A 23,460-nucleotide genomic window follows, 5' to 3' on the forward strand; every position below is an offset into this window, starting at 1 on the left:
GAGTTATTAAGAGTTGTGAACAAAAAAGTGCCTCAACCCACAACGAGTAAAGACACTTTTTAAGTTCTCCCTAAGAACTAATTAATAGCTACGTAAAAATATTTGATTTTGCAATATTATAAAATACCTGATTCTGGGTATTTTACATTAAAAAAGTCCTCTCCATGTTGGAGAGGACTTTTCTTAATTAACCAAAATTAATGTTTATGATACTAACTCTTCTTGCACTTTTACAGATTGTAAAGTAGCCTTAATTGCATTTCGTTGCTTAAATAATAACGCATCAATTGTCGCTGGTAATGATCTGTCTCTTAACATATCATAATATGCATCTAAACTGTTTTCTTCACCTCTAATGACTTCTTCTAAAATGGCTTCTTCATCATTTGTAGCAAATAAGCTTTTTAGCGACATCCAGTTTCTATGCACAATGCCTTTAAAGCTTCCAGAATCTTTTGGTGTGTCACCAAATCTTTCTATTTCAATCTTCAATTCCTTAGCAAATTCCTTACGTTCTTTCGACATTCTGTCAAAGAATTGCTCCAATCTGTGATTATTTACATTTTCAGCAGCATTACGATAGCCTTTTTCAGCATCATAATTCTTAATTAATAATTCATTTAATATTTTTGAAATTTCTTCAGTGTACTTCATGTTTATCATTTACATTTTAAATTTCAATAAGTTCTTTAAAGATGCGTATTGTTTCACATCTACACTACCAATAGAAGGGCAAACACTAGGTTTGTCAAGAGATTTAACAGGGTTTGTGATAGTTTTAAGATTCATTAACACCTACGGCCATCATTTAAGATAATTTATCATAACTTAGATTTTTTAAAATTTAGGACAATACCATGAAATTAATTATTTACTTCGCCGCAGCAGTGTTTTGTTTAAAATGCTATTCTCAAACGGCCCAACTTTATGTAGGCACTTATACACAGAAAAACAGTAAAGGCATTTACCAACTGAATTTTAATACTGAAACCGGTGAATTAACCAATTTAGAACTAGCAATCCCAATTGATAACCCGTCTTTTTTAACGTATTCCCCAGATCGAAAATATCTATACTCTACTAATGGTAGTGAAAGCGGATTTATTTCTTCGTACAAAATTAAAGATGATGGCAGTTTACTGCTTTTAACCCGTGTAAGCAGTATGGGTGAAGGCCCTTGCCATATTTCTATTAACAAAGATGGCTCTAAAGTTTCGGTATCAAACTACCGTGGTGGCACAATTGCAATATATCCAGTAAATAAGGATGGAAGTTTAGCAGAGGCATCCCAAGTGTTTGATCATAATATTAAGGAAAGAGAATCACACGCTCACTCTGCTTTATTTTTTAATGATGAATTATTTGTGGCAGATTTAGGAAGAAATGCGATGTACCAATACATATTAAAAAATGAAGCCTACGAACTTAAATCTGCAGCCATTATTAAAACCAAGGGGAATCCTGGTCCACGTCATTTTAAACTAACTAAAGACGGCAACTTCATTTACCTTATTAACGAATATGGCGCTACCATTACTTCTATAAAAAGAACAAAAAAAGGATTTAAGCAGATTGATGAAGACAACACATTAGAACCTGGATTTACGGAATTTAACAAATGTGCTGATATTCATATTTCAAAAGATGAACGTTTTATTTATGGCTCAAACCGAGGTGAAAATACGATTGCTGTTTTTGAACGCAACACAAAAAACGGAAAACTTAACAAAATACAAAGTATGTCCGTTCATGGCGATTGGCCACGAAATTTCACCATAGATCCGACAGGGAAATTCTTATTAGTAGCCAATATGAGAACTGAAAATATTGCAGTTTTTAGTATTGATAAAAGCAATGGCAAGCTTACTTATCTGCATGATTTTAAGGTTCCTGAACCTGTTTGTCTATTATTTTAAATTCGTTTTTAATAAAGTACTGGTTTTTAAAAAAATATGGTATATTTGCGCCCTCAATAAAGAATTCGTTTCCATTTATTTGTAAATAGCGCAAATTCTTTATTTTGATTCCCGATGTCTCGGGAATGACAATTACAACGGAAACCTTGAAGCAAAAACTTCAAGGAATTTTTTTCAATTAATAACCGAGGTCGGGAACCTCAAATAATTAATTATTATGCCAGTAAAAATTAGATTACAAAGACACGGTAAAAAAGGAAAACCTTATTACTGGATCGTAGCAGCGGATTCACGCTCAAAAAGAGATGGTAAATACCTAGAAAAACTAGGTGCTTACAATCCAAACACCAACCCAGCAACTGTAGAATTAAACGTTGATGGCGCTGTACAATGGTTACAAAATGGTGCGCAACCAACCGATACAGCCAGAACACTTTTATCTTATAAAGGTGCTATGTTAAAAAATCATCTTGTAGGTGGTGTTAAAAAAGGTGCTTTAACGGAAGAACAAGCTGAAGAAAAATTTAAAGCTTGGTTGGAAGAAAAAGAAGCTAAAATTCAAGCTAAAGCGGACGGGTTATCTGAAGCCGAAGCTAAAGCTAAAGCTGATGCATTAGCTGCTGAAAAAGCGGTAAATGAGGCAAGAGTAGCTGCAGCTGTTCCTGTTGTTGAGGAAGCAACAGAGGAAGATGCACCTGCTGCTGAAGCAGAAGCTTCAAACGAAGAAGAATAAAAAACTATTTTTTTATACTTTTAAGCTCCGATAGAAATATCGGAGTTTTTTATTTAAATCCATATTTGTGTCATGCCGAATTCATTTCAGCATCTCCCGTTTTTTACTGAGCAAAGAGACCCTCAAACAAGTTCAGGGTGACAAATTATTAATTTGACATGAAAAAAGAAGACTGCTTCTATTTAGGGAAAATTGTAAAAAAGTACAGTTTTAAAGGCGAAGTGCTTGCTAAACTAGATACTGACCAGCCAGAACTTTATGAAAACCTAGATGCTATTTTCTTAGAGTTGAGAAACAACCTTATACCGTTTTTTATTGAGCGGTCACAACTGCACAAGTCGGAGCTACTCCGTTTAAAGTTTGAGGATGTAGATACAGAGGCTGATGCTAATGCAATTATGAAAAGTGAGCTATATCTGCCACTTGACTTATTACCAAAACTAGAAGGCAATAAATTTTATTTTCATGAAGTCATCGGATTTAAAATTACAGATAAATACTTTGGCGATGTTGGTATAATTAGAGCTATAAACGACTCGACTGCGCAAGCTCTTTTTGAAATTGACAGAAACGGCACAGAGATTCTCATCCCTATGAACGACGAGTTTATCAGAGAAGTAAACCGAACAGATAAAACCATTCTTGTTGAAACTCCCGAAGGCTTGATTGACTTATACATTTAAAAAAAAACTGCCGATACTAGACAGCTTTCCTGTAAATATAAAATCGTATTAAAGGTTAGAAATAAGTTGCGGGTTTATGTTAGACAAACCGTCTGTATATCGCATATATCCTATAGAACGACCAATTATTTTTCGCTGTTCTTTAAGAAGCTTAACCAAACTTTCATTGAATTCGTAAGTATTCAGTACATTATTATAATGCGTCAAACAAATACTTTTAATTCTATTTATTTCAATAAATAAAAAGCGTGCATTTTTCGAGGCCAAAATCTTTTTAAAATCAGGCCAATTAATTTTTGTATTGGTGTCAGAGTAATCTGGTATGCCCCCCATCATTCTAATTTCCGCTCCTAGATATCTACAAAATTCATTCCGCTCAAAAGCCCGAGCTCTAAAAAATTGCTTCAATTCTTCACTGCTAGTTGCCTCAAGTGCTTCCAAATATGATTTTTCAGCGATATGATTTATCTTCAATAATTCATTAAGCTGCCAGATGTTTTGATTTTGTTGTGCCATAGTTTTAAGTTTAGTTTTAGTTGATTTAATGGGATAACTTCTTTTCTTTTCAAAAAATAAAAAGCAGTTGTAAAAGTGATAATTACAAATCACCCTTACCTATTCAATAATTATTAGCATTACTTGTTTACGAATGAAAGAGATGACCAATTCATCAATATGAGAAACACATTGGTTAAGCTTGAAAAACGCTTTTTGAATAAAATTAGCCTCCTATTTCATTACACCGTCTGAACATAAGGATTAATATAATGATTTTATCGTTATTCTCCATATTTTATCGTTAAACTGCGTAAAAAATTAAACAATTACCTTTCATCAAAAACAGCACAAAAAGAATTTCAGGTTATATTTACCGCATATTACTTAAGACTTTATTTTAATGAGCGTTGCTCCGTTTCTATTTAAAAAATTTAAAGTTAACCAAGACCGATGCGCTATGAAAGTTGGCACCGACAGTGTGCTTCTTGGTGCTTGGACTTCCTTGGAAAAAAAACCGTTTTCTATATTAGATATTGGTGCAGGCACTGGAGTTTTATCCTTAATATTAGCGCAAAGAAGTAGTGCTATCCCAGAAACTGTTGGGATTATAGATGCATTAGAGATTGATGAAAACGCTTACGAGCAATGTGTTGAAAACTTTGAGCAATCGCCTTGGGGAGATAAATTGTTTTGCTACCATGCTTCTTTAAGTGAATTTGCAGAGGAAACTGAAGATAAATATGATTTAATTATTTGCAATCCACCATTTTACTCAGAAGATTTTAAGACCGAAAACAAAGAACGGAATTTAGCTAGATTTCAAGATGCAATGCCATTTGAACATTTGCTAGAAAGTGTTTCAAAATTACTATCCAAAAAAGGACTATTTTCAGCAGTTATACCTTTTAAACACGAAGAAAACTTCATTGAATTAGCCTCAACATTCAAGTTGTTTCCCAATAGAAAGTTACACGTCAGGGGAAATCCTAATTTAGAAATAAAACGTAGCTTAATGGAATTCTCTTTCCGCGAAAGTGCAACTATAATTGACAGCCTAACTATTGAAACCGGAAGACATCAATATACAAGTGACTACATTAACTTGACGAAAGACTTTTATTTGAAGATGTAGACGAGTCAAGTCTGACACCTTTTTCAATATTAAATTATTGCTAAAAAACTAGATCTTTTATTAGATATTTTCAATAAATTTGCATTAAAACTGAACAATCCTAAATTATGAAGCCAGATTTATTCGAAGCCCCTGATTATTACAATTTAGACGAATTACTCACTGATGAGCATAAATTAGTTAGAGATGCTGCCCGCGAATGGGTAAAACGCGACGTATCTCCAATCATAGAAGAGTACGCGCAAAGGGCAGAATTCCCCAAACAAATTATTGGAGGATTAGCTGAAATTGGAGCTTTCGGTCCTTATATCCCTATGGAATATGGAGGTGCTGGTTTAGACCAAATAAGCTATGGTTTAATCATGCAAGAAATTGAGCGTGGTGATTCTGGAGTGCGTTCCACTGCCTCAGTACAATCATCTTTGGTGATGTACCCTATTTGGAAATATGGTAATGAAGCACAACGACAAAAATATTTACCAAAACTAGCCAGTGGCGAATGGATGGGATGCTTCGGTTTAACCGAACCAGACCATGGCAGTAACCCGGGAGGTATGACAACAAATTTTAAGGATATGGGAGACCATTATCTTTTAAATGGAGCCAAACTTTGGATTAGTAACGCGCCTTTTGCGCAGGTTGCCGTGGTTTGGGCAAAAAATGAAGAGGGCAGAATACATGGACTAATTGTAGAACGTGGTATGGACGGGTTTACTACGCCAGAAACCCACAACAAATGGTCGCTTCGTGCATCGGCAACTGGAGAACTTATTTTTGATAATGTAAAAGTGCCTAAAGAAAATTTACTACCCAATAAATCTGGATTAGGCGCGCCTCTAGGATGTTTGGATTCCGCAAGATATGGTATTGCATGGGGCGCTATTGGTGCTGCTATGGATTGTTATGATACTGCATTGCGCTACAGTAAAGAACGTATCCAATTTGGCAAACCTATTGGTCAATTTCAATTGCAACAAAAAAAACTTGCCGAAATGATTACCGAAATTACCAAGGCACAACTTTTAGCTTGGAGATTGGGTGTAATGCGTGAAAATGGCACAGCTACTTCCGCACAAATATCCATGGCAAAACGCAATAATGTTGATATGGCTATTAATATTGCCCGTGATGCCAGACAAATGCTTGGTGGCATGGGTATTACTGGTGAATACTCAATTATGCGCCATTCTATGAATTTGGAAAGTGTGATTACTTATGAAGGTACGCATGATATTCATTTATTAATTACAGGTTTGGATATTACTGGGCTTAATGCTTTTAAATAATAATCTTTAGAGCTTCAATAATACTTCATGTTTTTTATTTAAACACATCACACTATTGAGTGATTAAAATAAATATAACTCTATGTAAATCAGAATACAATCAACATAGATATAACATATTTTTTATTTTTTTATTCATTTCTAGAAGTTTGTTTTGGATAAATTGGTTTAATTCAATGTACTTTTATGAAATCTTCAATAACAAAAATCTTTTGATAATAGCGTCAGTTTGTTTCACTTTATAATTATGAAGTTCATAACCAATAAAAAAAATGCTATAACACATTCAAATTTTTAACCTTTTTAGGCCTATTGCTCAGTTTAAGTTGCGCCTCTAATTTTAAAACTGAAACATTTACCGAAGCAAATTTTAGCAACTTTAAAACCTTCGCTTACTTACTCAATACAGACTTTAATTTAGATGAATTCAATACAGCTTCTGATCAATCTATGGAAGAATCCTTGATTTCAATGAAGAATGAAAAAATGACTGAAAAAGTATTTTCAGTGAAAAAAGACAATCCTAATTTATTGATTCTTCTAACAACTTAAAATCAATTTACAAATGTTGAGAATAATCATAATGGAACTTCTACAAAGAATAATGCAGTATCTAATAGTGCAAACTATGCGTCGGTGAGCTCTGCAGGATATAAGCGATTTTTAGCAAAAGTAGTACCTCTAATGACTCAGAACCTTATCAAGAAGGCGCGTTGGTTGTTGAGCTGTTCAATACAAAATCCAAAGAATTATTGCGGATTGGTATTGCCAAAGATTTTAAATATCATATCTCAGACATTACATTTAATAAAAGAATGGTGGATGAAATTTTAGACGAGTTCCCAGAATAAAAGTCGAAATTAGTTCAGGTTCGACAATAAAATTCTGTTTTGATTCAACAAATACTTCGTTAATTTTTTAGGTTATTGTTAAACTGAGATATCCTACTCAATAAACCAAAAGTTAATCTTCCTTACTACATCGTTTTAGTGAATTTTCTACCCATAACATGACTTTTGACAGGTTTTTTGAGCAAATCTCAATTTACTTTTGCTTTGAATATAGTTGTATTCATTTACCATTCAATAGCTTAAAGTATCATGAAAGATTCAAGAAAAGACATTATCCAGTTTACCAATCTACAATTGGCTGCTTTAGGGCAACCTACCTTTAAAGATAAAAAGAAAAGTAAAGAGAAGTTTTGCGACCCAGAGTTTGAAAAGACTACCAAACCTCTAATTATGAGTCTTAGGGAGAAGTCAAGACTCTTATCTAATCATTTATCTCCGGCAGATACAAGAATCCAAAATTTTATTGATAGATATTTAAAGGATGTTGATGTTAACAAGCCCTATAAATTACCTAGCAACACTTTAATACTTTCTAAAAAAGGACAAGCACGAGAAGTTAGCTTACCTCCTGATGGTAATGAGTTTAAAAGCGATTTAGTAACATCGCAACGCTTAAAACAGGGCATTCTTAATAACCCTTTGCATGATAAACGTACCACAAAAGGCACCTTTCATATAGTTGAGGGGCCACTTCCTGTGCCTTTAGACAAAAAAGAAGTACCCAGAGTTGTTTTAGCTCACTTTTTACACGAGGCATTCCGCCCTTCTGATGATTTAAACACACTTCCTTTTACAGCCAACCAAAAGAAAAAAGCAAGAACTATGGTGTCAATGCTTTTAAGACCAACGGTGTGTCCAGAAGTAAAAGGTGTTATCTCAAAAAAATCTTTGGAGGTGCGTTTTTATGCTCCTGGCAATTTGGTAAGCAATTTAGACTTTGTTGAGAATATTTTTGGTAATGCTGGTAATCCTAATTTAGTACATAACGATGCTGCTCTAGATCCAGAACATTGGACAGGACATTCAGGTTGTATCATACTGGCACCACAACTTTTAAAACTTAAGAAAAAAGAAGTAGGCTTACCGCATTATGATAACGCTACAGAACGCCAGAGAAAAGACGGTATGTGTTGGAAGGATAAAGACGAACTTTACAATGATGGTAGTGCTTTTAAAATTACCTGTAGAGACGATAGCGGTGTTGTTGTTACCTTAATTGCTGATAACTATTATGGCTATTCTAAAAAAGAAATTAAAACTCAAATAAGTTATTCTGCAAACCTTTATGGTATTGTTGAAGAAGAACATGCTGGTGGTGCTATTGCCTATGCTAGACGTATCATGGGAGACACTGTAAATGGAAAAGATTATTCTGATAGTTACGGCTTAGACCATACGTTTGAAGATGTAAAAAAATTACTGAAGGATAGAATTGATGTTAAATCAGACAACTACGCAGTAGACAAAAAATATCCTAATATTATTTATATTCCAGAAACGGCATATTTTGATATTAATAAAAACAATGTCTCATGGAAGTATAAAGATAAAAAGCGTAAATTAACATTATCGCCATTTAAAACGTATGTGCACCCATCTGGGAACAAACTAAATTTAGAAAAACACCCCTCTATTAATTTATGGCGTATGGTTGAAACTTACCCTGAAGGTGTGTTCTGCCACAAACCTTGCACGGTATCTGGCGGTGGTAAATCAGAGATTTCTAAATCGATGCAAAATGCCATTACGTATAGTAATTTCAATATTCATAATATTGAAGAAGACTTCAAAAAAGCGGATGAAATAATTGAATTTAATTATTCTACAAGATGGAAAGATAAAAATCCTAACAGACCAAAATCACGATCATTCTTAAGTGAAAAAAGAACCTTAGGATCGGTTGTTAAGTTATTAACGCCTTCAGAAGAGAACTCAGATGAATTTAATAATTGGTTAGAAAGTATTCCAGTTCATGTACGCTCATTGGTATTGTTTGTAAAACGTTTATTCAGGCAAGCTCATGGTGGTAATCTTAACTGGAAGGACATGATGTCTGTTGAGATTATTAACGGTGTACAAGGTACAGGGCTTAGGTACAACAACACTCCGGTAGTAGGCAGTTACGTTCGTATCGGATTTAATCAAGATGGCAATTGGATGTTGAATAAACTACGTTCGGATTTTTCTGCAAGCGCTAAAATTCAAACTGAAGATGATATTTCAGCTTCCATTACCTTACCAAGAGAGCGTTTTAAAAACCTGAATCCAGAGTACACCAATAAGAGTGTTAAGGCTCTAATTAATTGTGAAGCGCATTTATTCCAAAGACCTGATGAAGCTATCGTAAGAGGTTACGATAAAGGTGCGGAGTTGGATATCATTTCGGACGGAAGATTCTTAACCAATTATCAAATGTTGACAAAGAAGGATGCTATCAAAATCTATGAGGACACAATTAACTTTGACCAGTATACCCAACCCGTTAAGGATTTCATTTTAGAAATTATTAATGGTGAAGATGATGATATTCAGTTTGTATTACCATCTCACCCAAGAATAATTGAAGATGGATTGCCAACAAAAAACCCACGTTATTTAGAACCTAACAGATTTTATAGAGAAACCGAGGCTTCATATGTTTCTGATATTGGCGTAAGACTTCATAGAAAAATCAAAACTAAAGACCCAGTAATTCATGTAGTAAACGCAGTGTTACCTGGGAGGCGAAATAATCCTGTAGATAAAAAAAATGGCATAAGGCCACTGGCTGTTTACAACCCTATTCATTACCAAGAAACACCAGAATTGTTTATGGATTTTGTGTGTAGCTTAACTGGTAAATCTCCATCAACAACAGGAGCTGGGTCTGAAGGAGCTCTGACAAAAGCTCCGTTTAATATGCTAACGCCAACAACAGATTTAAATAATGCATTACTATCTCATATTTTAACAGAGTCCAACGGATTTAGTACTGCTGCAGGATATGTAGGTGCCGAAAACAAGATAGACCACGATGTGAGTTTATTAATCCCAGAAATTTGGGCGAGAATGACTCCCAAAGACAGAGATCCTAAAAACCTAATTGCTTCTGGAGCTTTAGAAAAACTTGAGGATTTTGAATACAAAGGGAAAAAAATTCTTGCAAGCAGATTAGGCTATAGAATCACTAGAAAATTCGATTTATTATGTTTAAACAGAATTTTTGATGAACCAACTGCCGTATTTAGCGAGCGTATGCTAAAACCAGAATTACAAGGTTTGGAAGACTACGTAGACGGTATTAATAACATTACCGAAGCACAACAAAAAGTAGCTTTAAATTATTTTGCCGACGGAAGTGTTGAAGCGGCTATTCCACCATTAAAAATCTTGTTACACATCATGGCATATGGAGAGTATGAAGGTAGAGACATTAGCGATCCTGAATTGCGTAAATTCTTTAACAGAGACTATGTGTTAAATAGCGATTGGTATAAAAAACGATTGGAATTAAAACAACAAAAGGATATTTGTTTTTATGATGCACAAATAAGCTATTTGGAGGATTTTATAGCAAATAAAGACAACAAAGTACTTGTTTCGGAAATGCATATTCAAGAAAAATTAAAATCTGTTAAAGAGTCTTACATAAATGTAAAATCTGATGATTATTTAAAAAGTTTAGTAGGCACTATAGGAGCCGACCCTCTATATAGAAAGAGTATTTAATGAAAGTTAATTGATTTTTAGTTTTTTTCCGTAATCTGGGTGATGTTACTATTAATATCACCCAGATTTTTTTCACATCCATATTCAAACCATATTTGGAAAACTTCGGTGTTTTCGCATCAGGTAAAAGCTATTTAAAAGTGACCTTATTAATGCTTTGAGTATTTCCGCGGTAAACCCAACCTATTGGTTTTATAGCAATTCTTAAACAGTTCAATTAAAACGGCCTTATAATTTAATGTTTGGCTTACGATACTTAGCATAAAATGTACTTCGTCTTGTTGTAAAAAAGGCGGCCAATATTGGAACGCTTTTAAATAATTTAATTTAGAATTTAAAAACGTATCTTTAAAATAAAAAATGAATTTGAAAAACCTCCTTCTAAACCTTAGTTTAATACTTTTTCTATGTGTAGGCTGTACTTCAAATTCACAAGAAAATGACCGGCCAGTAATGGAAAGTACTGCTAAACCTTTAAAGATAATTTCCTTGGGTGACAGTTACACCATTGGAGAAAACGTTTGCAGTACTTGTAGGTTTCCAGAGCAATTAAAGGATAGCATAAAACACAAAACTGGAAATCCAGATATAGACTTGAAAGTTATCGCAACAACAGGCTGGACTACCAGTGCTTTACTAAATGCACTAAACGAAGAAACCATAGAAGAAAATTACGATTTGGCCACCTTATTAATCGGGGTTAACAATCAATTTCAAGGCAGACCTTTTCTGCAATTTGAAACACAGTTCCCAGAGTTGGCCAACAAAGCCATATCCTATACCAAGGGGGTTAAGAAAAACTTAATAGTGGTTTCCATTCCAGACTATGCCTTCACACCTTATGGTGCTGGTAGAGAAAGCATATCCAATGGTATCGATAAATACAATAATTTTATCGAAAATTACTGCAACCAAAACGGAATAACATACGTTTACATTACGGACATTACTAGGAAAGGTTTAGATGAACCCGACTTAATTGCTAGCGACCGTTTACACCCATCGACCTTGGCTTATTCAAAATTTGTTAGTCGTATTATACCTTTTGCGCTTGAAAAAATTGGCCATAATGGTAACTAATTTACCTATATTAGCCTAAACACTTTTAGGCATGTTTTCTTCGAAAAAACGTTTAAATAACGCGTACAAAAATGCTAAAGTTATCGATTTTGATGACGAGAGCAAGTTTATTCTATTTAGTGATTGCCACCGTGGTGACAATAGTTTCGCTGATGATTTTGCCAATAATCGCAATATCTATTTTCACGCACTAAAGCATTATTATGCGGAAGGTTTTCAGTACTGTGAATTAGGTGATGGTGACGAGTTATGGGAAAATCTTTCGTTTGAAAGTATTTTGAATGCCCATAAAAATGTGTTTATGCTAATGAAGTTGTTTCATAAAGATAATCGTTTACACATGATTTGGGGCAATCATGATATGGTCTACCGAAATCCTGATTATGTAAAGAAGCACCTTTCCACGTATTTTGACCCAAAAGTTGGTGAAGATGTAGAACTTTTTCGAAACATTACCTATCATGAAGGTATTGTTTTAAAGCATTGTTCTACTGGACAAGAATTATTTTTAGCACATGGCCATCAAGCCGATTGGTGGAATTATATTTTTTGGAAATGGAGCAGATTTTTGGTGCGAATTCTATGGAAACCTTTAAACGTTATGGGAATTGCAGACCCTACAAGTCCTGCGAAAAACTACAAAGAACTTATTAAGGTAGAGCGCAGAACCAAAAAGTGGATTGCTCAAAACGGCAACCTTTTAACCATTGCTGGACATACACACCGACCAAGATTCCCAGAACCTGGAGACATTGCCTTTTTTAATGATGGTAGTTGCGTACACCCAAGAAGCATTACAGGGCTGGAAATTGAAAATGGCGAAATCTCTTTGATTAAATGGCAGATTGCCACTAAAGACGACGGTACGTTGCAGATTGTTAGAGTGCTGCTGGAAGGCCCTCGGAAATTGGAGGATTATAGAACTAACTAATCTCTAAATTTTGAATATTGAATTCGCTCCAAAATAGATATATAGGCTTTCTAAACACACCTTGTCTTTGGAACAAGGCTTCAGTATATAACTTAAAGCAATTTGAGACCGCATCGCTCCATCATAAGATTGATATTAATATAGATGAAAGCATACGCTTAGGAAAATATGTAGAACGTTTAATTTCGTTTGAATTACGGCAACAAGATACCATTAAGATTGTAGCAGAAAATATTCAAATTCAAAAAAACAATATCACTGTGGGTGAGTTGGATTGTTTGCTTTTAAAAAACGACAAGCCCATTCATTTAGAAATTATTTATAAATTCTATTTATATGACACTTCTGTTGGCTCTTCGGAAATTGAACATTTTATTGGTCCGAATAGGAAAGATTCCCTGATTGAAAAATTAAATAAACTAAAAGATAAACAACTGCCTTTGCTTTATGATGATGCCAGCAAACAGTATTTAGATAAATTTAATCTTGATGTACAAACTATTTCACAGCAAGTGTATTTTAAGGCACAACTTTTTTTACCGTACAACAAGCAAAACATCAAACTCAAAACCTTGAACACCAATTGTATTGTTGGTTTTTATTTGACTCAAAATGAATTAAATAATTTTAAGGATTGTAAATTTTATATTCCCACCAAGAAAGATTGGTTAATAGAGCCTTGTTATAATTTGGACTGGCTAAGTTTTAGTAGTTTTAAAAACCTGATTAAAGATTATTTTGAACAAAAATTTTCGGCGCTGTGTTGGGTAAAGCTTAAAAACGGTAGCATAAAAAAAATGTTCTTAGTTTGGTGGTAAACTAAGAACATTGATTTGTTAGAGACTGAATAAATTCTGTAAAACACCCTACTCTTTTGGCAATCTTTCGTCAATCATTTTTAATGGCATACCTTCCATTAAATCAAACACATCAATGATGCTTCTCATAGTATCTTCCTCCTCTGATTGCTCTGTAATAAACCACTGCAAAAACACCTCCGTTATTAAATCTCCTTCTTTTCTTGCCGCTCTAAAAATTTTAAAGATCGATTCTGAAACTGCTATCTCATGATCTAATGCCGTTTCATAAATACTCCTCAAACTTTCAAAATCATTATTAACACCAGTAACATTTGGAGAAAGCGCAGCACCACCATTATCATTAATAAATTCAAATATTTTCATAGCATGTTCTCGTTCCTCTTCAGCTTGTTTGTAAAAGAAAGACTTACTGTTTAAAAGTTCACGCTGGTCGCACCATGAAGCCATAGCTAGGTATGCAGCAGATGCTTTCATTTCCATAGCTACTTGATTATTAAGCAAATCCATCACATCTGGATGGATAGACATTTGTTTTCTTATAGATGTTGTATTCATAACTTTATTATTTTCAACAAAGTTACGATAAAAGCGAGGTTTAAACCAGTATAAGTAAAATTTATACAGAGTCTAAATAAAGATAGTTTTTATACATAAGATATACTAGGAGCATGAAATAAAAATAATATTTCATCTCTTAGTTTGAGCAGTTGCGGAATATCTAAATAAAGAAGATGTTGCTTATCGGCCACAAACAACAAAATAAAATTATGAGTATTTACAATATTTGCCAAGGCATTGAAAGACGTTAATTCATTTATGTTACGTCTTAGCTCTAATATTTGAGGAAAGTTTAAGTGTATATCCTTACTAGGCGTACTTAAGACATACTTACAAAAAGTAGTTTTCTTAATTTGATAAGGATATGCTATTTGCTCGTCTGTTTTCACAAGGCAAATATAGTTTTTTATTTAGAATAAATAAAAATTAACTTTCAGGAGCTAATTCCACCTCAAGACCTTCCATATCGGGAGTCATCTGTATTTGGCAACCTAACCGGCTATTATCCCTCACATCAAAGGCTTCAGATAGCATAGCTTCTTCGTCGTCACTCTTTTCAGGTAGTGCGGTTTCGCTATGCACGTAACACTGGCAAGAAGCGCACATCGCCATACCACCACAAACCCCAATGGTGCCCTCAGGTGCTAACTCGTAAGAACGTACTACTTCCATTAAATTCATGGCCATATCCGTGGGCGCTACAATTTCGTGGGTTACACCATCTCTATCGGTTATCTTGATATTTATGTCTTGACTCATTTGAAAAATTATTGTTACGCTGGATGCAATGCATTTTGCGTGCCAAAAGTATTATTTATTCTGGGATTTTTCTAAAAAAATATGAAGTACTAGAATTTTAATTTTGGTGCAGTTTACACTTCAATATTTATGACTTTCTCAATCTGTGGCGCATGCTTCTTTATGGTCATTTCTACGCCTGATTTTAAGGTCATTTGATTTACACTACATCCAACACAGGCACCTTGCAATTGCACTTTTACCAATTTATCATCCTCAATTGATAATAGAGATATGTCTCCTCCGTCACTTTGCAAAAAGGGACGAATTTCATCCAAGGCTTTTTCAACATTTGATTTTATTTCTTCTGTAGTCATGTCTTATTTTTTTACAGCTGAACATCCAGCCATCGTGGTAATTTTTATTGCTTCGGTTGGTGGTAAATTTTCGTTTCTTCGTACTACCTCCTGCACTACATTTTGAGTTAATTTTTCAAAAGCTTTTTCCAAAGGTGTTGCCGTTTGCATAGCTGCTGGTCGGCCAACATCTCCAGCTTCCCTTATGCTTTGCACTAATGGAAGTTCTCCCAGAAATGGTACGTTCAAATCCTCTGCAAGATTTTTAGCTCCTTCCTTTCCAAAGATATGATACTTATTGTCTGGCAGCTCTTCTGGTGTAAAATACGCCATATTTTCAATAATTCCTAGAACAGGTACTTGAATACTATCCTGCTGAAACATAGCCACACCCTTTTTAGCATCGGCCAAAGCAATATTCTGCGGAGTACTAACCACTACGGCTCCAGTAATTGGAAGAGACTGCATAATACTTAAATGAATATCACCAGTCCCAGGAGGTAGATCCAATAACAAGAAATCCAATTCGCCCCAATGTGCATCAAAAATCATTTGGTTCAAGGCTTTTGCCGCCATAGGACCGCGCCATACTACCGCTTGATTTGGTTGCGTGAAAAAACCGATAGATAGTACCTTTACACCATAATTCTCAATAGGCTTCATTTTAGATTTTCCATCAATATTTACTGCTAAAGGTTTTTCAGCCTCCACATCAAACATAATAGGAATTGAAGGCCCATAAATATCGGCATCTAAGACACCAACTTTAAATCCCATTTTGGACAAAGAAACTGCTAAATTTGCGGTAACGGTAGATTTACCTACACCACCTTTACCTGACGCTACCGCGACTATATTTTGAATTCCTGGAATTGGTTTTCCTTTGATAACATTTGTTTTAGGCTTAACTGGCGCTTCTACCTTTACATTTACCGTAATCTTAGCTTTTTCATATACTTTCTCATGGATGGTTTTAAGTATATCTACTTCTGTACGCTTTTTGGCCTGTAAACTTGGGTTTTTAATGGTGATGTCTACAATAACCTCATCTGCAAATGTAACCACATTCTTTACAGCGCCACTTTCCACCATATTTTGTCCTTCTCCAGGAACAGTAATGGTTTCTAAGGCCTTTAATATATCTTGTTTATTTAATTTCATTTTGCCTATTAAGAATCATTCTAAGTGCAAAGATAGTCAATAATGACAGAAGACAGATGATGTATGTTAGAAGATTTATTGATGTAATTATTAGGATTGGCTATGGGTTGTGATCTGTAATTATTTATAAGTTTTTGAAAAAATTGGAAATAATTACAATTCCTTGCCTGGATCCCAAAACACTTTATCAAAATTTTGAATTTGGTTATCCTTCACAACAACGCCCTCACTTTCCAGAAGCTGTTGCATAAGGTTTGTACCATCGAAATGGTGCTTTCCAGTTAACAATCCCTTTCTATTTACCACGCGGTGTGCAGGCACATCTTTTCCTCCTGAGCCATTCATTGCATACCCTACCATTCTTGCGCTTCTAGCTGCTCCCAAATATTTAGCGATGGCACCGTAGCTCGTTACTCTTCCATATGGAATTAGTCGAGCAATTTCATATACCTTATCAAAAAAACTGAGGGTTTCGTCCTTCATATTTTAAAAATCCCTGATGACATTAATTAAGGTCATTATTGAAATAATTCCTGTGATACCACCAATAATATAGTTCATATTTTTTTGAGAGGTAAACGACTTGCTTTTAATTTTATCAAAAAAGAAAATATACACGTAGAGCATTACAAAAGTACCCATTCCTGCACCGGCTACATAAGATATAATACTGGTAAATTCAAAATCTAACCAATTAATAGATGCTAAAGTAATTGTGATATATGCTTGATAAGGAATAGGAAACACATTAATAGCGGACATAAGCATCCCTTGAAAAAAACGACTGTGCTTACTTTTAATTTTAGGCTCAATTTGTTGCTTTGAAGATGCTTTTGCAACGAATAGGAAATAAATTGTTATCAATATAAAAATAACCAATGCAACCATTCTCAATATATCCACAACTTCTGGATGCATACTTAAATACCTAGCAAAAATAGCAGCAAGATACGTTTGGACAAAAACCACAATACAAACCCCAACGGAAAACACTATTCCCCTTGTATGGCCTTCTTTTAAACTAATTTTTGCAGCCGTCATATTAAGCAGCCCAGGTGGGATAACACCAATTAGCGCAAAAAAAAGTCCAATAAAGAAAATAAAGGAAAGGTCCATTTACCCATTTATTTTAAACCTTATAAAGGTAATAGGTTTATTTTGTTCTAGGTATTGGGATTCGTAAAAAGTTTGAATGCTGGTTACTTCCTCGGGACTTCCCTCTTGCTTGTAAACATTATGGTTGGCATACAACACTTCATGCCCTGCGCCATGTAAGAGCCCTAGGGTGTATCCATGCATAAATTCGCTGTCTGTTTTTAAATTAACGACGCCTTCTGGCTTTAATATGTGTTTGTAACGTTTTAAAAACTCCAAATTTGTTAAACGATGTTTGGTACGTTTGTATTTTATTTGTGGATCCGGAAAGGTGATCCAAATTTCATCTACTTCATTTCTAGAAAAGGCATGGTCTATTAACTCTATTTGTGTTCTAAGAAATACCACATTTGGCAAGTTTTCTTCAATTGCCGTTTTTGCACCTCGCCAAAATCGGGCTCCTTTTATATCAACGCCTATGAAATTTTTGTTGGGATATTTTTGGGCCAGTGCAACAGCGTATTCACCTTTACCGCAACCTAATTCCAAGACAATCGGGTTGTTATTTTTAAAGTACTTAGAATTCCACGTACCCTTTAGCCTGTAATTCCCTTCAACCAGTTCTTCTCTAGTTGGCTGAAATACATTGGTAAAGGTTTCGTTTTCCTTAAATCGTTTCAGTTTATTTTTACTGCCCAAAGTGTATTAACTATTTCTTATTATTTTTTTTGAATTGGTAAAATTAAGGAAATATACAACAGGGTTTATATCTTTACTTTTGAATTTAGCTGAAACTCGCGTGAGGAATAGAGGTACACTTCGACAAACTCAGTACAGGTTTGTTGAAGTGCTTTTTTACGTTGTTGCATCCCTGTCCGGCGACAGGCAGGTATGCAATACAAAAAAAAGACTGCTGAAAGCCTGATGGCAGACCCGACCCTTTATGGGGCACGCCTAAATTATTTTAATGAAAAAACGAATACTAGTTGCACCACTAAACTGGGGTTTAGGACATGCCACCCGATGTATCCCAATTATTGAAGCATTGCATGCGCATGGTTTTCAGCCAATTATTGCTAGCGATGGCATAGCATTAGACCTGTTGCGTAAGGAGTTCCCAAGGTTTTCTTCGATAGAATTACCTTCTTATAATGTTACTTACCCTAAAAAAGGAAGTCATTTTAAATTGAAACTCATAAAGAACTCCCCAAAAATGCTGAAGGCCGTAAAAGCGGAAAAAAAAGCTACCAGCAACATTGTTGAGAGTCTTAATATTTCTGGGATTATTTCAGACAATAGGCTTGGTGTATACCATGAGAATATCCCTTGTGCCTTTATTACACATCAACTTAATGTTTTAAGTGGGAGTACCACTTGGTTGAGCACAAAACTGCACGAAACCTATATGGCCAACTTTGATGAATGCTGGGTTCCTGATGCCGAGGGCGACTTAAATTTATCTGGGAAATTAGGGCATAAAAGGCAGTTGAATATTAAAACAAAATATATTGGGCCAATAAGCAGGTTTACTAAAATGGACGTTGAGGAAACTATAGATTTACTGGTATTATTATCTGGCCCTGAACCACAACGCTCCTTACTTGAAGATAAATTACTTAAAGAAGTGAAAAACTATGGAGGACATGTGGTTTTTGTTAGAGGTATTCCTGAGAAAGAACAAAAGATTGAGCAAAAAAAGGATGTTACGATTTATAATTTTATGACTTCTAGTCGTCTGGAAAGCACGATTAATAAAAGTAAATTAGTGCTATCAAGATCTGGGTACACCAGTATAATGGATTTTGCCAAATTGGAAAAAAAAGCATTTTTTATTCCTACACCTGGGCAAACTGAGCAGGAGTATCTGGCACATCGTTTGACTCAACAAGGGTTTGTTCCTAGCTGTAAACAAAACGATTTTAGCATTTTTTTACTAGACAAAATTTCAGAATATAAAGGCCTGAAAAGTTTTAATACCCGAGTTAATTACAAAGCTTTATTCCGCCTTTTCTAAAGTAAAAGAGAACTCACTACCCACACCATATTCACTCTCTACATAGATACGTTCGTCGTGCGCCTCAATAATATGCTTTACAATGGACAATCCAAGACCTGAACCGCCTTGATGCCTTGAGCCACTTTTATCAACTCTATAAAAACGCTCAAACAACCGTTCCAAATGATTTCTTTCAATACCCTCCCCGTTATCTGTTACCCTTATAATGGCTTTGTTTTTAATCAGATTTTCAATACTTACTTCTGTAGTACCCTTTAAACGCCCATATTTTAAAGAATTGATAATAAGGTTTACCAAAACTTGCTGAATACGCTCTTTATCCGCACGTACCTTTACCGGTTTATCGTAATCTCTATCAAAAGTTAGGGTAATTTTCTTTTCGCTTGCACGCATCTCCACCATACCAAATACGTCTTTGATAAGTTCTACAATATCAAAAACCTCTGGTTGCAGGCGTAAATCCCCAGCTTCTAGTTTTGTTATTAAATCTAAATCGCTAACTATATATGCCAAACGTTCTACAGCACTATTGGCACGTTCTAAGTATTTGCTGCGAAGTTTTTTATTATCCATGGCGCCATCTAGTAGGGTTAAAATATAGCCTTGAATAGTAAATAATGGTGTTTTTAATTCGTGCGATACATTTCCCAAAAACTCTTTTCGGTACTGCTCTCTAACTTTTAGGGTTTCTATCTCTAACTTTTTATCTCTGGCAAATTTGTCAATTTCCTGTGTTAAGGTAGTCATATCGGTGGTAATTGCACCCCTTGTTAAACTTGTAGATTCCAACAGCGTTAAATCATCATAAATACTTTTTACGCGCCTGTATATATAGCGTTCTACCCTATATTGAATTATAATAAAAGAGACCACATAAAAACAAATGGCAAATAGTAGAATGGGCAACCATTTTAACGTAAAATAATAATACAAAAAAACACTCATTAAGAGCGTAAAGAATATAGTAATGTATAGCGATGTACTTATCGCAAACTTATAAGATTTCTTAAATTTTACCTGCATTATTAGTCTACAAACTTGTAGCCGACACCTTTGACAGTTTTAAAGCTTTTATCTCCGATTTTTTCGCGTAGTTTACGGATATGAACATCAATAGTTCTTCCACCTACTACAACCTCATTCCCCCAAACTTTATCTAGGATTTCATCGCGTTTAAAAACTTTCCCAGGCTTCGACGCCAATAAAGATAGTAATTCAAACTCTTTTCTGGGTAAAATTATTTCGTTTCCTTTTAGCACAATTTTGTATTCATCTCTATTGATGACAAGGTTACCAACCTTAACGGTGTTTTTGACATCTTCCTTAAAACGTCTTAAAAGCGCCTTCACTTTACTTACCAACACCTTTGGCTTTATTGGTTTTGTAATGTAATCATCAGCACCAGCATCAAAGCCGGCTACTTGTGAGTAATCTTCACCTCTAGCCGTTAAAAATGTGATAACTACATCTTCTAATTCTGGTTGCTTTCTTATGTTTTCGCAAGCTTCAATACCGTCCATTTCTGGCATCATTACATCCAAAATTATCAATTGTGGTAACTCTTTTTTTGCTTTTTTTACGGCTTCAACTCCGTTTTCAGCAGTAATTACCTGATAACCTTCATTTGACAGATTGTACCCTACTATTTCTAAAATATCTGGCTCGTCATCGACAAGAAGGATTTTAATATCTTTTTTATTCATTATAGAACAGTACTATTTAATTTTCTAAAAGTAAAGATAAAATTAAATAATATTAGTTTATACCATTTAAAACACAAATAACAATAAGGTAACATAGCCATATGTATATTTAATTTTTCGACGTAAAACATAAATATTTAACACTATTTTGGTACGGATTTTGCACACTTTGTAGTAATTTTACATCTTATAAAAAGCGTTTTATGAAGAACATCTACTTTTTATTAGTTTTTATCGGTTTTCTTTGTTTGCCAATCCAAAATGGATTTTCACAAGGAAACCCTCCGCCTGAGCCTACTCAACTAAATATTGAAGGGCTCTCGGTTTATCCCAACCCTGTAGATGGTAATGCCTCTACTATATATATTGTTAGCAATGATAAATTTGCTCTTAAAAAAGTAACAATATACAATGTTCTAGGTAAGCAAATAAAGGCAACGGTGTCTACAAGAAAAGAATTGGATATCTCATCTTTAAATTCTGGTGTTTATATTCTTAAAATAACACAAGGCTCAATTAGCGAAACACGGAAGTTAGTCATACGGTAATTTAAGATACTTATAATAGCACATAAAATATTTAGGAGCGTTGCATGAAGCAATGCTCTTTTTTTATATAATTTTGCCGTTATTGCTTTATGATAGATACTACTTCCATATTTAGTATAGACACACCAATTGAATTTGAAGATACCGCTCTTAAAATATTTAATTTTCAGTTTGAAAACAACAGCGTTTATCGCTCATTTTGCGACTTACTATATAAGCATCCAAGCGATGTAAAAACTATTAGCAATATACCTTTTTTACCTATTGAGTTTTTTAAATCCCGTAAAGTAATTAATAAAAACTCCCAAGCTGAGACCGTGTTTACCAGTTCTGGCACTACTGGCTCCGTCACAAGCAAACATTATGTTTCTAACCTAAAAGTTTATGAAGATAGTTTCACTAAAGGTTTTACTCGATTTTATGGCAGCATTGAATACTATACTATTTTAGCGTTGCTCCCGTCTTATTTGGAGCGTGAAGGATCGTCATTAATCTATATGGTGAATAATCTAGTTGCTCAATCAAAATCTACTGATAGCGGGTTTTACTTGGATAATATTTCAGATTTAAAAAATAAACTTATTCAACTGGATAAATCTGGTGCAAAAGTACTGCTGATTGGCGTTTCTTTTGCTTTATTAGACTTAATCGAACAACATACGTTTCATCTGAAAAACACTATAGTGATGGAAACTGGCGGCATGAAAGGACGACGTAAGGAACTTATTCGTAGCGAATTACATAGTATACTAAAAAAAGGTTTCGGCGTTAATACCATTCATAGTGAATACGGAATGACGGAATTATTAAGTCAAGCATATTCAAAAGGCGATGGTATTTTTAATTGTCCGCCATGGATGAAAGTATTAACCCGCGACACAGAGGATCCTTTAACACTTCTTGATTCTGGAAAAGCTGGAGGTATTAACATCATAGATTTGGCGAATGTATACTCGTGTTCGTTTATTGCTACTCAAGATTTGGGACGCGTGTATGATGATGACTCATTTGAAGTTATCGGACGTTTTGACCACTCTGATGTAAGAGGTTGTAATTTAATGGTGCTTTAGTTGGTTAAGTTTTTGTTTTGCTTTCGACTTAATTATAAACTTTCACATATGAAACTAGTAGTTGTATTTTTTATAACATTTAGTAGCACCATATTTTCTCAAACAGTTGATATCAACACACAAAAAAGGTTTGCTGCAAATGGTTATGATGTTGTAGCTTATTTTGATAATAAAGCTGAGGAAGGTAACAAGAAATTTAAAACCACTTTTGAAGGAGTTAGTTACAAATTTTCTTCAGAAGAAAACCTAAATACCTTTTTAAAAAATCCGAAAACATATGTGCCGCAGTACGGTGGTTATTGCGCTTATGCAGTTGCGCTAAAAAACACCAAAGTTTCCATAAACCCGAAGTCGTTTTTAATTAATGACGGAAAACTTTATTTATTTTACAACGCTTGGGGCACGAATACATTAGAGTTGTGGCTTAGAGAAAACCAAAATGAGTTAATTGAAATGGCCGATGAAAACTGGAAAACTATTAAATTTAAAAAATAACTTAGTTTTTGTAAGTAGTTGAAACAAATATCGACAAAATAAAAGCTAAGAATAAAGAAAAATTATTTTAGTAAGTTGGT

At 34.4% G+C, this 23,460-nt stretch carries 27 protein-coding genes; 15 read left to right on the top strand and 12 right to left on the bottom strand.

What is annotated here, in order from left to right:
* Positions 1 to 204: 204 nt before the first annotated feature.
* On the bottom strand, positions 205 to 654 hold the full coding sequence (locus tag AC1B0Z_RS08880; protein ID WP_483791613.1) for a ferritin-like domain-containing protein: 450 nt from the start codon (positions 652 to 654) through the stop codon (positions 205 to 207).
* Positions 655 to 857: 203 nt separating this feature from the next.
* On the opposite strand from AC1B0Z_RS08880, the gene AC1B0Z_RS08885 reads away from it, so the two are divergent.
* From AC1B0Z_RS08885 to rimM, 3 genes are all read left to right on the top strand, one after another.
* A complete protein-coding gene (locus tag AC1B0Z_RS08885; RefSeq protein ID WP_483791614.1) occupies positions 858 to 1,916 on the top strand; it encodes a lactonase family protein in 1,059 nt (352 codons plus the stop codon).
* Between the two features lie 217 nt (positions 1,917 to 2,133).
* Complete coding sequence (locus AC1B0Z_RS08890; protein WP_483791615.1) at positions 2,134 to 2,649, top strand: 30S ribosomal protein S16; 516 nt, start codon at positions 2,134 to 2,136, stop codon at positions 2,647 to 2,649.
* 158 nt (positions 2,650 to 2,807) lie between these two features.
* Positions 2,808 to 3,332, top strand: coding sequence for a ribosome maturation factor RimM (gene rimM / locus AC1B0Z_RS08895; protein WP_483791616.1), 525 nt, complete (start codon positions 2,808 to 2,810; stop codon positions 3,330 to 3,332).
* 48 nt (positions 3,333 to 3,380) lie between these two features.
* Here rimM and AC1B0Z_RS08900 read toward each other — a convergent pair whose 3' ends face one another.
* Positions 3,381 to 3,848, bottom strand: coding sequence for a DUF2383 domain-containing protein (locus AC1B0Z_RS08900; protein ID WP_483791617.1), 468 nt, complete (start codon positions 3,846 to 3,848; stop codon positions 3,381 to 3,383).
* 439 nt (positions 3,849 to 4,287) lie between these two features.
* Between AC1B0Z_RS08900 and AC1B0Z_RS08905 the strand changes: the two genes are divergently transcribed.
* From AC1B0Z_RS08905 to AC1B0Z_RS08940, 8 genes are all read left to right on the top strand, one after another.
* On the top strand, positions 4,288 to 4,962 hold the full coding sequence (locus AC1B0Z_RS08905) for a tRNA1(Val) (adenine(37)-N6)-methyltransferase (protein WP_483791618.1): 675 nt from the start codon (positions 4,288 to 4,290) through the stop codon (positions 4,960 to 4,962).
* Between the two features lie 107 nt (positions 4,963 to 5,069).
* On the top strand, positions 5,070 to 6,248 hold the full coding sequence (locus AC1B0Z_RS08910; RefSeq protein WP_483791619.1) for an acyl-CoA dehydrogenase family protein: 1,179 nt from the start codon (positions 5,070 to 5,072) through the stop codon (positions 6,246 to 6,248).
* A 312-nt stretch (positions 6,249 to 6,560) separates the two neighbouring features.
* Positions 6,561 to 6,800 carry a hypothetical protein gene (locus tag AC1B0Z_RS08915; protein ID WP_483791620.1) on the top strand — a complete coding sequence of 80 codons (240 nt, stop codon included), beginning with the start codon at positions 6,561 to 6,563 and terminating at the stop codon, positions 6,798 to 6,800.
* Positions 6,801 to 6,961: 161 nt separating this feature from the next.
* Positions 6,962 to 7,099 carry a hypothetical protein gene (locus AC1B0Z_RS08920; RefSeq protein ID WP_483791621.1) on the top strand — a complete coding sequence of 46 codons (138 nt, stop codon included), beginning with the start codon at positions 6,962 to 6,964 and terminating at the stop codon, positions 7,097 to 7,099.
* 249 nt (positions 7,100 to 7,348) lie between these two features.
* The gene (locus AC1B0Z_RS08925) at positions 7,349 to 10,807 is read left to right on the top strand and encodes a PPi-type phosphoenolpyruvate carboxykinase family protein (protein ID WP_483791622.1); all 3,459 of its coding nucleotides are present in this window, start codon (positions 7,349 to 7,351) and stop codon (positions 10,805 to 10,807) included.
* A gap of 360 nt (positions 10,808 to 11,167) precedes the next feature.
* Complete coding sequence (locus tag AC1B0Z_RS08930; RefSeq protein WP_483791623.1) at positions 11,168 to 11,887, top strand: SGNH/GDSL hydrolase family protein; 720 nt, start codon at positions 11,168 to 11,170, stop codon at positions 11,885 to 11,887.
* Between the two features lie 31 nt (positions 11,888 to 11,918).
* Entirely contained in the window at positions 11,919 to 12,818 is a 900-nt protein-coding gene (locus tag AC1B0Z_RS08935) for a metallophosphoesterase family protein (RefSeq protein ID WP_483791624.1), read from the top strand.
* A gap of 17 nt (positions 12,819 to 12,835) precedes the next feature.
* Positions 12,836 to 13,636: a DUF1853 family protein gene (locus AC1B0Z_RS08940; protein ID WP_483791625.1), complete on the top strand. Its 801-nt coding sequence runs from the start codon at positions 12,836 to 12,838 to the stop codon at positions 13,634 to 13,636.
* A 48-nt stretch (positions 13,637 to 13,684) separates the two neighbouring features.
* On the opposite strand, the gene AC1B0Z_RS08945 is transcribed toward AC1B0Z_RS08940, so the two are convergent.
* From AC1B0Z_RS08945 to trmB, 8 genes are all read right to left on the bottom strand, one after another.
* A complete protein-coding gene (locus AC1B0Z_RS08945) occupies positions 13,685 to 14,194 on the bottom strand; it encodes a ferritin (protein WP_483791626.1) in 510 nt (169 codons plus the stop codon).
* A gap of 89 nt (positions 14,195 to 14,283) precedes the next feature.
* Positions 14,284 to 14,586, bottom strand: a complete 303-nt coding sequence (locus AC1B0Z_RS08950) for a hypothetical protein (RefSeq protein ID WP_483791627.1) — start codon at positions 14,584 to 14,586, stop codon at positions 14,284 to 14,286.
* A 37-nt stretch (positions 14,587 to 14,623) separates the two neighbouring features.
* Positions 14,624 to 14,956 (bottom strand): 2Fe-2S iron-sulfur cluster-binding family protein, encoded by a 333-nt coding sequence (locus AC1B0Z_RS08955; RefSeq protein WP_483791628.1) that lies wholly within the window; start codon positions 14,954 to 14,956, stop codon positions 14,624 to 14,626.
* Between the two features lie 113 nt (positions 14,957 to 15,069).
* Positions 15,070 to 15,312, bottom strand: coding sequence for a NifU family protein (locus AC1B0Z_RS08960; RefSeq protein ID WP_483791629.1), 243 nt, complete (start codon positions 15,310 to 15,312; stop codon positions 15,070 to 15,072).
* Between the two features lie 3 nt (positions 15,313 to 15,315).
* Positions 15,316 to 16,452 (bottom strand): Mrp/NBP35 family ATP-binding protein, encoded by a 1,137-nt coding sequence (locus tag AC1B0Z_RS08965; RefSeq protein WP_483791630.1) that lies wholly within the window; start codon positions 16,450 to 16,452, stop codon positions 15,316 to 15,318.
* 153 nt (positions 16,453 to 16,605) lie between these two features.
* Positions 16,606 to 16,935 carry an MGMT family protein gene (locus AC1B0Z_RS08970; RefSeq protein WP_483791631.1) on the bottom strand — a complete coding sequence of 110 codons (330 nt, stop codon included), beginning with the start codon at positions 16,933 to 16,935 and terminating at the stop codon, positions 16,606 to 16,608.
* Positions 16,936 to 16,938: 3 nt separating this feature from the next.
* A complete protein-coding gene (locus AC1B0Z_RS08975) occupies positions 16,939 to 17,568 on the bottom strand; it encodes a LysE family transporter (protein WP_483791632.1) in 630 nt (209 codons plus the stop codon).
* A complete protein-coding gene (gene trmB / locus AC1B0Z_RS08980; protein ID WP_483791633.1) occupies positions 17,569 to 18,246 on the bottom strand; it encodes a tRNA (guanosine(46)-N7)-methyltransferase TrmB in 678 nt (225 codons plus the stop codon).
* 268 nt (positions 18,247 to 18,514) lie between these two features.
* Here trmB and AC1B0Z_RS08985 point away from each other — a divergent pair, with 268 nt between their 5' ends.
* The gene (locus tag AC1B0Z_RS08985; protein WP_483791634.1) at positions 18,515 to 19,561 is read left to right on the top strand and encodes a glycosyltransferase; all 1,047 of its coding nucleotides are present in this window, start codon (positions 18,515 to 18,517) and stop codon (positions 19,559 to 19,561) included.
* Here AC1B0Z_RS08985 and AC1B0Z_RS08990 read toward each other — a convergent pair.
* Positions 19,544 to 20,587 (bottom strand): sensor histidine kinase, encoded by a 1,044-nt coding sequence (locus AC1B0Z_RS08990; protein WP_483791635.1) that lies wholly within the window; start codon positions 20,585 to 20,587, stop codon positions 19,544 to 19,546. The two genes, AC1B0Z_RS08985 and AC1B0Z_RS08990, sit on opposite strands and share 18 nt — an antisense overlap.
* Before the next feature lie 2 nt (positions 20,588 to 20,589).
* Positions 20,590 to 21,267 (bottom strand): response regulator transcription factor, encoded by a 678-nt coding sequence (locus AC1B0Z_RS08995; protein WP_483791636.1) that lies wholly within the window; start codon positions 21,265 to 21,267, stop codon positions 20,590 to 20,592.
* Between the two features lie 203 nt (positions 21,268 to 21,470).
* Between AC1B0Z_RS08995 and AC1B0Z_RS09000 the strand changes: the two genes are divergently transcribed.
* From AC1B0Z_RS09000 to AC1B0Z_RS09010, 3 genes are all read left to right on the top strand, one after another.
* Positions 21,471 to 21,815, top strand: coding sequence for a T9SS type A sorting domain-containing protein (locus AC1B0Z_RS09000; protein WP_483791637.1), 345 nt, complete (start codon positions 21,471 to 21,473; stop codon positions 21,813 to 21,815).
* An 89-nt stretch (positions 21,816 to 21,904) separates the two neighbouring features.
* On the top strand, positions 21,905 to 22,885 hold the full coding sequence (locus AC1B0Z_RS09005) for a LuxE/PaaK family acyltransferase (RefSeq protein WP_483791638.1): 981 nt from the start codon (positions 21,905 to 21,907) through the stop codon (positions 22,883 to 22,885).
* 48 nt (positions 22,886 to 22,933) lie between these two features.
* Entirely contained in the window at positions 22,934 to 23,380 is a 447-nt protein-coding gene (locus AC1B0Z_RS09010) for a YHS domain-containing (seleno)protein (protein WP_483791639.1), read from the top strand.
* Positions 23,381 to 23,460: the final 80 nt, after the last annotated feature.

The organism is Hyunsoonleella sp. J2K-J805 (genome assembly GCF_057167125.1).

Bases quoted from the DNA above. Each gene is read 5' to 3' on its own strand.
- AC1B0Z_RS08945 (WP_483791626.1), bottom strand. From the start codon at position 14,194: ATGAATACAACATCTATAAGAAAACAAATGTCTATCCATCCAGATGTG.
- AC1B0Z_RS08990 (WP_483791635.1), bottom strand. From the start codon at position 20,587: ATGCAGGTAAAATTTAAGAAATCTTATAAGTTTGCGATAAGTACATCG.
- AC1B0Z_RS08900 (WP_483791617.1), bottom strand. From the start codon at position 3,848: ATGGCACAACAAAATCAAAACATCTGGCAGCTTAATGAATTATTGAAG.
- AC1B0Z_RS09010 (WP_483791639.1), top strand. From the start codon at position 22,934: ATGAAACTAGTAGTTGTATTTTTTATAACATTTAGTAGCACCATATTT.
- AC1B0Z_RS09000 (WP_483791637.1), top strand. From the start codon at position 21,471: ATGAAGAACATCTACTTTTTATTAGTTTTTATCGGTTTTCTTTGTTTG.
- AC1B0Z_RS08930 (WP_483791623.1), top strand. From the start codon at position 11,168: ATGAATTTGAAAAACCTCCTTCTAAACCTTAGTTTAATACTTTTTCTA.
- AC1B0Z_RS08965 (WP_483791630.1), bottom strand. From the start codon at position 16,452: ATGAAATTAAATAAACAAGATATATTAAAGGCCTTAGAAACCATTACT.
- AC1B0Z_RS08905 (WP_483791618.1), top strand. From the start codon at position 4,288: ATGAAAGTTGGCACCGACAGTGTGCTTCTTGGTGCTTGGACTTCCTTG.
- AC1B0Z_RS08935 (WP_483791624.1), top strand. From the start codon at position 11,919: ATGTTTTCTTCGAAAAAACGTTTAAATAACGCGTACAAAAATGCTAAA.
- AC1B0Z_RS08975 (WP_483791632.1), bottom strand. From the start codon at position 17,568: ATGGACCTTTCCTTTATTTTCTTTATTGGACTTTTTTTTGCGCTAATT.
- AC1B0Z_RS08925 (WP_483791622.1), top strand. From the start codon at position 7,349: ATGAAAGATTCAAGAAAAGACATTATCCAGTTTACCAATCTACAATTG.
- AC1B0Z_RS08885 (WP_483791614.1), top strand. From the start codon at position 858: ATGAAATTAATTATTTACTTCGCCGCAGCAGTGTTTTGTTTAAAATGC.
- AC1B0Z_RS08985 (WP_483791634.1), top strand. From the start codon at position 18,515: ATGAAAAAACGAATACTAGTTGCACCACTAAACTGGGGTTTAGGACAT.
- AC1B0Z_RS08910 (WP_483791619.1), top strand. From the start codon at position 5,070: ATGAAGCCAGATTTATTCGAAGCCCCTGATTATTACAATTTAGACGAA.
- AC1B0Z_RS09005 (WP_483791638.1), top strand. From the start codon at position 21,905: ATGATAGATACTACTTCCATATTTAGTATAGACACACCAATTGAATTT.
- AC1B0Z_RS08960 (WP_483791629.1), bottom strand. From the start codon at position 15,312: ATGACTACAGAAGAAATAAAATCAAATGTTGAAAAAGCCTTGGATGAA.
- AC1B0Z_RS08955 (WP_483791628.1), bottom strand. From the start codon at position 14,956: ATGAGTCAAGACATAAATATCAAGATAACCGATAGAGATGGTGTAACC.
- AC1B0Z_RS08890 (WP_483791615.1), top strand. From the start codon at position 2,134: ATGCCAGTAAAAATTAGATTACAAAGACACGGTAAAAAAGGAAAACCT.
- rimM (WP_483791616.1), top strand. From the start codon at position 2,808: ATGAAAAAAGAAGACTGCTTCTATTTAGGGAAAATTGTAAAAAAGTAC.
- AC1B0Z_RS08880 (WP_483791613.1), bottom strand. From the start codon at position 654: ATGAAGTACACTGAAGAAATTTCAAAAATATTAAATGAATTATTAATT.
- AC1B0Z_RS08995 (WP_483791636.1), bottom strand. From the start codon at position 21,267: ATGAATAAAAAAGATATTAAAATCCTTCTTGTCGATGACGAGCCAGAT.
- AC1B0Z_RS08970 (WP_483791631.1), bottom strand. From the start codon at position 16,935: ATGAAGGACGAAACCCTCAGTTTTTTTGATAAGGTATATGAAATTGCT.